The organism is Dietzia cercidiphylli (assembly GCF_014145145.1).
Lineage (GTDB): Bacteria > Actinomycetota > Actinomycetes > Mycobacteriales > Mycobacteriaceae > Dietzia > Dietzia natronolimnaea.
In genome coordinates this window covers 1-8,482 of the sequence record NZ_JAALEA010000151.1, presented here as the reverse complement: position 1 = coordinate 8,482, position 8,482 = coordinate 1, and the positions used below count along the sequence as shown (strand labels likewise).

At 70.2% G+C, this 8,482-nt stretch carries 6 protein-coding genes and 1 pseudogene; 6 read left to right on the top strand and 1 reads right to left on the bottom strand.

Features of this window, described 5'->3' with window-relative positions:
* Window positions 1-363, bottom strand: a pseudogene (locus G6028_RS06185) (transcriptional regulator); the annotation flags it as partial.
* 150 nt (window positions 364-513) lie between these two features.
* Here G6028_RS06185 and G6028_RS06180 point away from each other — a divergent pair.
* The 6 genes from G6028_RS06180 (at window position 514) to G6028_RS06155 (ending at window position 8,476) form a co-directional block, all read left to right on the top strand.
* Window positions 514-2,304, top strand: a complete 1,791-nt coding sequence (locus tag G6028_RS06180; protein ID WP_182658347.1) for an AMP-dependent synthetase/ligase — start codon at window positions 514-516, stop codon at window positions 2,302-2,304.
* Window positions 2,305-2,458: 154 nt separating this feature from the next.
* Window positions 2,459-3,394 carry a cysteine synthase A gene (cysK, locus tag G6028_RS06175; RefSeq protein ID WP_179524173.1) on the top strand — a complete coding sequence of 312 codons (936 nt, stop codon included), beginning with the start codon at window positions 2,459-2,461 and terminating at the stop codon, window positions 3,392-3,394.
* On the top strand, window positions 3,394-4,017 hold the full coding sequence (epsC, locus tag G6028_RS06170; RefSeq protein ID WP_182609696.1) for a serine O-acetyltransferase EpsC: 624 nt from the start codon (window positions 3,394-3,396) through the stop codon (window positions 4,015-4,017). The genes cysK and epsC overlap by 1 nt, the downstream gene beginning before the upstream one ends.
* A gap of 180 nt (window positions 4,018-4,197) precedes the next feature.
* Complete coding sequence (locus G6028_RS06165; protein WP_182658348.1) at window positions 4,198-5,214, top strand: zinc-dependent alcohol dehydrogenase family protein; 1,017 nt, start codon at window positions 4,198-4,200, stop codon at window positions 5,212-5,214.
* Between the two features lie 26 nt (window positions 5,215-5,240).
* Window positions 5,241-6,062, top strand: coding sequence for a formate dehydrogenase accessory sulfurtransferase FdhD (fdhD, locus tag G6028_RS06160; RefSeq protein WP_179524171.1), 822 nt, complete (start codon window positions 5,241-5,243; stop codon window positions 6,060-6,062).
* A 65-nt stretch (window positions 6,063-6,127) separates the two neighbouring features.
* On the top strand, window positions 6,128-8,476 hold the full coding sequence (locus tag G6028_RS06155; protein ID WP_182658346.1) for an FdhF/YdeP family oxidoreductase: 2,349 nt from the start codon (window positions 6,128-6,130) through the stop codon (window positions 8,474-8,476).
* The last annotated feature ends 6 nt before the right edge of the window (window positions 8,477-8,482 follow it).

Below are 8,482 nucleotides of genomic sequence, written 5' to 3'. Positions count from 1 at the left end.
GTGCCGGAGCGCGAGCCCCGGCGCGTTGGCCCCGACCGCCTCGTCCGTCCAGACCGCGCCGGGGATGAACGCCATCGACTCCGCGCGGGACCGGACGCCCCGGTCGCCGATCACGCGGAGCAACCGTCCCCGCTCGTCCGCGACGGCGACGATGTGCCCGCTGGAGACCACGCCAGGCACGAGGACCGACTCGACCACCGGGAGGACCGACGCCATCCGGTGCTCCGCCACGTGGCGGGAGAGGTCCGGGCCCTCCAACTCGACCGACGGCGCGACCACGGTGGGGTCGATACCCCGATGCCTGCTGCGCTCCCACGACTCGGCCACCAGCAGGCTCGCCGCGGGTCCCGTGCCCCCGAACATGTCGTCAGTGTAACCCGTATCACAGGAACCGGGATCACGAACCTGACGCGCCCCTCATAAACGGATCTAAATAGACCGTGCTGAACACGGACAGCGTCCAACCCTCTACACTTGCCAGTGATACAGGCCACACATGACCTAAGGATCGCAATGACGACCGAGTTCGCCACCCCTCCAGTAACCAAGCCCTTCCCTGTCGAGAACCTCGGCCGACTCCTGTTCAAGAACGCGGAGGAGGCCCCGAACGACGTCGCGGTACTGCGGCTCGTCGGGACCGACTGGAAGGAGGTCACCTGCGCCCAGTACCTGGAAGAGGTCAAGGGCGTCGCCAAGGGACTCATCGCCCGGGGCGTCAAGCCCGGTGACCGCCTGGCCATCATGAGCCACACCCGCTACGAGTGGTCGCTCATCGCGTGGGCCTCCTGGGCGGTCGGCGCCGTCACCGTACCGATCTACGAGACCTCCTCGTCGGGCCAGTGCGACTGGATCCTCACCGACTCCGGCGCGACCTTCGCCGTGGTCGAGAACCTCGAACTCCGCGAGGTGCTGACGTCCGGCACCGAGTGGAACGGCGACATCATGGTCATCGAGAACGACCTGGTCGCCCAGCTCACCGCCGCGGGAGCGGATGTCACCGACGAGCAGCTCGAGCAGGCCTCGCTGGCGACGGGCCACGAGGACCGGTGCGCCATCATCTACACCTCCGGCACGACGGGCAACCCCAAGGGCTGCGAGATCCTGCACGGCGGGTTCGCCGGCGTCGTGATGTCGGTCGAGGAGCAGCTCAAGGACGCGTTCGTCCCCAACAGCCGCACCCTGATCTTCCTGCCGCTGGCACACGTGCTGGCCCGCATCCTCGAGGTGGCATGCTTCTACAAGCGCGTCGCCGTGGCCCACGAGCCCGACACGACCAAGGTCGTCGAGCGCCTGGCGGAGATCCACCCGACCTTCCTCGTGTCGGTCCCGCGCGTGCTCGAGAAGGTCTACAACTCCGCCGCGGGCAAGGCCGAGGCCGCCGGCGGCGCCAAGGCCAAGATCTTCAAGGCCGCGGTGCAGACCGCGATCGACTACTCCATGGCCATGGAGGGTGGCGGGAAGCCGTCCGCGGGCCTGGCGCTCAAGCAGAAGCTGTTCTCCAAGCTGGTCTACTCGAAGCTCCACGACGCCCTGGGCGGCGAGTGCAACCGCATCATCTCCGGCGGCGGCCCCCTGGGCGCCCGCCTGGGTCACTTCTACCGGGGCGCCGGCTTCGACCTCCTCGAGGGCTATGGCCTGACCGAGTCCTCGGGCGTGCTCACCGTCAACCCGATCGGCCAGGCGAAGATCGGTTCCGTCGGTCGCCCGATCCCGGGCGTGACCATCCAGATCGCCGACGACGGCGAGATCCTGGCCAAGGCCAAGACCCTGTTCAAGGGCTACTGGCAGAACCCGCAGGCCAACGAGGACTCGTGGACCGGCGAGTGGTACCACACCGGTGACATCGGCGAGCTCGACTCGGACGGTTACCTGTCCATCACCGGCCGCAAGAAGGACCTCATCGTCACCGCCGGCGGCAAGAACGTGTCGCCGTCCCAGATGGAGGACCTCCTCTCGGCCGATCCGCTGATCAGCCAGGCCGTCGTGGTGGGCGACAACCGCAACTACATCGCAGCGCTGATCACCATCGACCAGGAGACCTTCCCGGCGTGGCGGGACAAGCACGGCAAGACCGGCGAGGTGGCGGACCTGCTCCAGGACGGCGAACTGGTCGGCGCCATCCAGGACGCGGTGGACCAGGCCAACAAGTCCGTCTCCCGCGCCGAGTCCATCCGCAAGTTCAAGATCCTCGCGGCGGAGTTCTCGGTGGAGAGCGGTGAGCTCACCCCGACGCTCAAGCTCAAGCGCAACGTCGTGCACGACCGCTTCGGCAGCGAGATCGAGGCGCTCTACTCCGACAACTGAGTCCTCGACCGGTAGCGCCCGGGCCCCACGGGGTCCGGGCGCTGCGGCATTTCGCCGGCCCCGTCATTTCACGCGGGCGTGGTCCGGACGGGTGCGGGATCACGTACACTTGCCGATAGACAGATCGGTTCATTCTGAAGAACGGAACTCACCAATGGCGAAGATCTATTCCGACATCACCGAGACCATCGGCCACACGCCCCTGGTCCGCCTCAACTCCCTCACCGACGGCCTCCAGGCCACCGTGCTCGCCAAGCTGGAGTCCGCCAACCCGGCCGCCAGCGTCAAGGACCGCATCGGCGCCGCGATCATCGACGACGCGGTCGCCTCCGGCGCCCTCAAGCCCGGTGGCACGATCGTCGAGGGCACGTCCGGCAACACCGGCATCGCGCTGGCCATGGTCGCGTCCGCGCGCGGTTTCAAGTCCGTCCTGGTCATGCCCGACACCATGTCGGTCGAGCGCCGTGCGGTCATGCGTGCCTACGGTGCCGAGCTCATCCTCACCCCGGGCTCCGAGGGCATGAAGGGCGCAGTGGCCAAGGCCGAGGAGGTCGCCTCCACCCGCGAGAACGCGGTCCTGGCCCGGCAGTTCGCCAACCCGGCCAACCCGGACGTCCACCGCCGGACCAGTGGCCCCGAGGTCTGGGAGGACACCGACGGCGAGGTCGACATCTTCATCGCCGGCATCGGCACCGGCGGCACCATCACCGGCGCCGGCGGGTACCTGCGCGAGCAGAAGTCGGACATCCAGATCGTGGCCGTCGAGCCCAAGGACTCGCCGCTGCTCACCGAGGGCAAGGCCGGACCGCACAAGATCCAGGGTCTGGGCGCCAACTTCGTCCCCGAGATCCTCAACCGGGACATCTACGACGAGGTCATCGACGTCACCCTCGACGATTCGCTGCGGATCGCCAAGCGCCTCGGCACCGAGGAGGGCATCCTCGCCGGCATCTCGTCCGGTGCCAACGTGTGGGCCGCGCTCGAGGTGGCCAAGCGTCCCGAGAACGCCGGCAAGACCATCGTGGTGATCGTGTGCGACTACGGCGAGCGCTACGTGTCCACCATGCTGTTCGAGGACTACCGCGACTGATGACCGACCCGACTCCGTCGAACGCGGACGCGCCCGCGGCGGGGATCCTGCGCACCCTGCGCGAGGATCTCGCCGCGGCGCGTGCCCACGACCCGGCGGCCCGGGGAGATGTCGAGAACGCGATCGTCTACTCCGGCCTGCACGCGATCTGGTCCCACCGGCTCTCCCACCGACTGTGGGTGGCCGGCGGGACCGGCCGGTTCGCGGCCCGCGTCCTGAGCCAGTTCACCCGGTTCCTCACGGGGATCGAGATCCACCCCGGTGCCACCATCGGTCGACGGTTCTTCATCGACCACGGCATGGGCGTGGTCATCGGGGAGACCGCCGAGATCGGCGACGATTGCATGCTGTACCACGGGGTCACCCTGGGCGGCGTCTCGCTCAAACAGGTCAAACGCCACCCCACCCTGGGCGACCGCGTGACCGTCGGCGCCGGGGCCAAGATCCTGGGCCCCGTCGAGATCGGTTCGGACTCGTCGGTCGGCGCCAACGCCGTGGTGGTCAAGGACGCCCCGGCCAACTCGATCGTCGTGGGCATCCCGGGCGTCGCCAAGCCCGCCACGGAGTCGAAGGAGGAGCTGCGCGACGCGCAGTTCTACATCGACCCCGCCATCTACATCTGACCCCTCGAGGTCCGGGACCCACCCCACGAATCCCCGGGGGGCGGGTCCCGAACCTCGTCGCGGTTCCGGCCGTCCCGACGCCGGTCCAGCTCACTGTCCAGGGGTGGTTCGAGCCGGCCGTCGGGGATAGGATCGCCGTCACCGCACCGCAGGATCGAGGTGACCGGAACCATGACGCCGATGCGTGCCTGGGTGGTCCGCGAGCCGGGCCCGCTGGCGGAGTCGCCCCTGGACCTCGTCGAGCTCCCCGTGCCCGAGCCCGGGCCGGGAGAGGTCCTCCTCCGCGTCCTGACGTGCGGGGTCTGCCGGACCGATCTCCACGTCGCCACCGGTGACCTGCCCGTCCGCCGACCGCGGGTGGTCCCGGGACACGAGATCGTCGGCGAGGTCGTCGGATCGGGACCCGGGTGCGTCCGGTTCCTCACCGGTGACCGGGTGGGTGTCCCGTGGCTGCGCGGCACCTGCGGGAGCTGCGCGTCCTGCCGGACCGGGCGGGAGAACCTGTGCGCCCGGTCCCGCTACACCGGATGGGACGCCGACGGGGGCTACGCGGAGTTCACGACGGTTCCCGAGGCCTTCGCCTACGCCCTGCCCGACGCGCTGGACGACCTCTCGGCCGCGCCGCTCCTGTGCGCGGGCATCATCGGCTACCGCGCACTGAAGCGCGCGGCGCTCCCGCCGGGTGGGAGGTTGGGTATCTACGGCTTCGGCGGCTCGGCCCATCTCACCGCGCAACTCGCCCTGGCCCAGGGGGCAGAGGTCCACGTGCTCACCCGGGGTGAGGGCGCGCGCCGGTTGGCACTCGACCTCGGGGCGACCTCGGCCGGGGGCGCCGACGAACAACCCCCGGTCCCACTCGACGCCGCCATCCTCTTCGCACCGGCGGGGGAGATCGTGCCGGCTGCCCTGGCGGCACTCGCCCCCGGTGCGACCCTGGCCGTCGCCGGGATCCACCTCTCCGACATCCCCCGGCTCGACTACCAGCGGCACCTGTTCCACGAGAAGACCGTGACCAGCGTGGTGAGCAACACCCGGGCCGACGGCGAGGAGTTCCTCGCCCTGGCCGAGCGCCTCGGCCTCCGTCCCACCACCCACGAGTACCGGCTCGACGAGGCCACCGACGCCCTCGCCTACCTGGACGCGGGGGACGTCCGCGGCGCAGGCGTCCTGCGCGTCGCCCACCGGTCCGCCAGCTGACCAGTCCACCGGCTAGCCTCTGCACCATGGGACGACGGACGAGTCGTCACCCCGCGCGGAGGATCATCGCCGGCAGTGACGCCAGACGTGAGGTGGCGACCCTCGCGGTGGAGGAGCCGCTGGAGGTCCGTCTCGGGGGACGCCCCTACCTCGTCACGATGCGCACCCCGGGCGACGACATGGACCTGGCCGCCGGTTACCTGGTGTCGGAGGGGGCGATCTGGCACCGCGACCACCTCCCCGAGATCTGCTACTGCACCACCGTGAGCGGCCGCACCGAGCAGGACTACAACACCCTCACCGTGACCCTGTCCCCGGATGTCCCGGAGCCCCGGTCCGTCCGCGCGACCGCCATGACCAGCTCCTGCGGGGTGTGCGGCGTCGACTCGGTCGCGGAGGTGCGCAAGGCGACCCACTTCCCCGCCGAGCCGGCCACCCCCCTGGTCGGGGCTGCGGTCCTGCTCTCCCTTCCCGACCGGCTCCGCGAGGGCCAGATCGTCTTCGGCCGCACCGGCGGGGTCCACGCGGCGGCCCTGTTCTCCCCCGACGGCGACCTGCTCTGTCTGCGCGAGGACGTCGGTCGGCACAACGCGGTGGACAAGGTGGTGGGTTGGGCCCTGCGCGAGGGCCGGCTCCCGCTGCGGGAGACGATCCTGCAGGTCTCCGGGCGTGCCTCGTTCGAACTCGTGCAGAAGACGTCCATGGCGGGGATCCCGGTGATCTCCGCGGTCAGCGCCCCCTCGTCGTTGGCCGTGGACCTGGCCGCCGAGACCGGGGTGACGCTGGTCGGGTTCAGCAGGGGCGACCGCGCGACCGTCTACACCCATCCGGAGCGCGTCGCCGACTGATCCGGCACCGCGCGCACTCCCGGGCCGCGGCTGCGGCGCGGTGTGTTCCGGCGCACAATGGGTCCATGAGCCTCGTCCCCCGCATCCGTCGGTCCGCGCCCGTCGCCGACATCGACGAGGCCGACCTGCGGGTCGGCGAACCCGAGACCAGCGCGGCGGGGCTCAAGGCCGTCTCGGTGGCGCTCGAGCGGGGGATCTCGCAGGCCGGGGCGACCCGGACGGCTCGGGCGTTGGCACGCCTCAACCACCGCGGCGGCACGGACTGCCCCGGGTGCGCCTGGCCCGAGTCCATCACCGGTCCGCGCAAGCCGGCGGAGTTCTGCGAGAACGGCGCCAAGGCGGTGGCCGAGGAGTCCACGACCCGGACGGTGACCCCCGAGTGGTGGGCCGCCCACCCGATCCGCGAGCTGCGGGACAAGACCGAGTACTGGCTGGGCAACCAGGGCCGGATCACCGAGCCGGTGGTGCTCAGGCCCGGCGACGAGCACTACTCTCCGATCGGCTGGCGGGAGGCGTTCGCGCTCATGGCCGAGCACGTCACCGCCACCTCGCCCGACCGCTGCGTGTTCTACACCTCCGGTCGGACGGCCAACGAGACCGCGTTCATGTACCAACTTCTCGCGCGGTCCATCGGCACCAACAACCTGCCCGACTGCTCCAACATGTGCCACGAGTCCTCCGGGTCGGCCATGACGCCCACGATCGGCATCGGCAAGGGGACTGTCTCGCTCGAGGACTTCGATCACGCGGACGTCATCCTCGTCGTCGGACAGAATCCCGGCACCAACCACCCACGGATGCTCTCCACCCTCACCGACGCCCGGCGGCGCGGGGCCCACGTGGTGGCGGTCAACCCGTTGCCCGAGGCCGGACTGCTGGGGTTCGCCGATCCGCAGTCCCCCACCGGGATCGCCAAGAGCCTGGTCGAGGGCGGGGGCGAGACCGTCTCGGATGACTTCCTGCAGATCAAGGTGGGTGGCGACCTCGCGCTGTTCCAGGCCCTGGGCCACCTGCTGCTCCGGGCCGAGGAGGCCGCGCCCGGCACGGTCGTGGACCGCGACTTCGTGGACACGTGCACCGAGGGCTTCCGGGACTACGCCGCCGCGCGTGCCGAGCTTGACTGGGAGACCACCGAGCGGGCCACGGGTCTGCGCCGCGACCAGATCGAGCGACTGGCGACGCTGCTCGTGCACTCGCGGGGCACGATCATCTGCTGGGCTCTGGGACTCACGCAGCAGCCCCACTCGGTGGACACCCTGCGCGAGATCGTCAACGTCCTGCTGCTGCAGGGCAACTTCGGCAAACCCGGCGCCGGCGCCTGCCCGGTCCGCGGCCACTCGAACGTGCAGGGCGACCGGACCATGGGGATCTGGGAGAAGCCGGGCGCGAGGTTGTTGGACGGGCTCGACGACGAGTTCGGCATCACCTCGCCGCGTGAGCACGGCTACGACTCGACCGAGACGCTCGAGGCGTTCGAGCGCGGTGACGTGGACGTGTTCGTCTCCATGGGCGGCAACTTCGCCAAGGCCTGTTCGGACACCGACGTCCTCGAGAAGGGGATGCAACGCACCGGGCTGACCGTCCACGTGTCGACCAAGCCCAACCGCTCCCACGTGGTCCACGGGCAGACGTCGCTCATCCTCCCGACTCTCGGGCGGACGGACCGCGACGACCGCCACCCCGGGGGGGCACAGTTCGTCTCAGTGGAGGACTCGATGTCGGTGATCCGCTCGTCCCAGGGGCGGCTGGAGCCGGTGTCGGAGCAGTTGCTCAGCGAACCGCAGATCGTCGCGGGCATGGCGGAGGCGATCCTCGGTCACGACCACCCGGTGGGGTGGCGCGCGATGGCGGAGGACTACGACGTGATCCGCGACCACATCGCGCGGGTGATCCCCGGCTTCACCGACTACAACCGGCGGGTGCGGCAGAAGTCCGGGTTCGTGCTGCCCAATCCACCGCGCGACACCCGGTCCTTCGCCACCCCGTCCGGGCGCGCGCACTTCACGGTGTCACCGCTCGAGTGGCTCGAGGCCCCGGCCGGGCACCTGATCCTGCAGACCATGCGGTCCCACGACCAGTACAACACCACCTTCTACGGTCTCGACGACCGCTACCGGGGCATCTCCGAGGGGCGCCGGGTGATCCTCGTGAACCCGGATGACCTGCGCGACCTGGGCCTCGCGGACCGCCAGCTGGTCGACGTGGTGAGTGTGTTCACCGGCTCGGACGGCGTGACAAGCGAGCGTCGGGCGGAGGAGTTCCGGCTGGTGTCCTACCCGACGGCCCGCGGCTGCTGCGCGGCCTACTTCCCCGAGGCCAACAACCTGGTCCACCGTCAGAACGTGGCACGGGAGTCCAACACGCCCGGTTTCAAGGCGGTGACCGTCCGGTTCGAGCCGCGGAGCGAGCGCTAGCGAGCG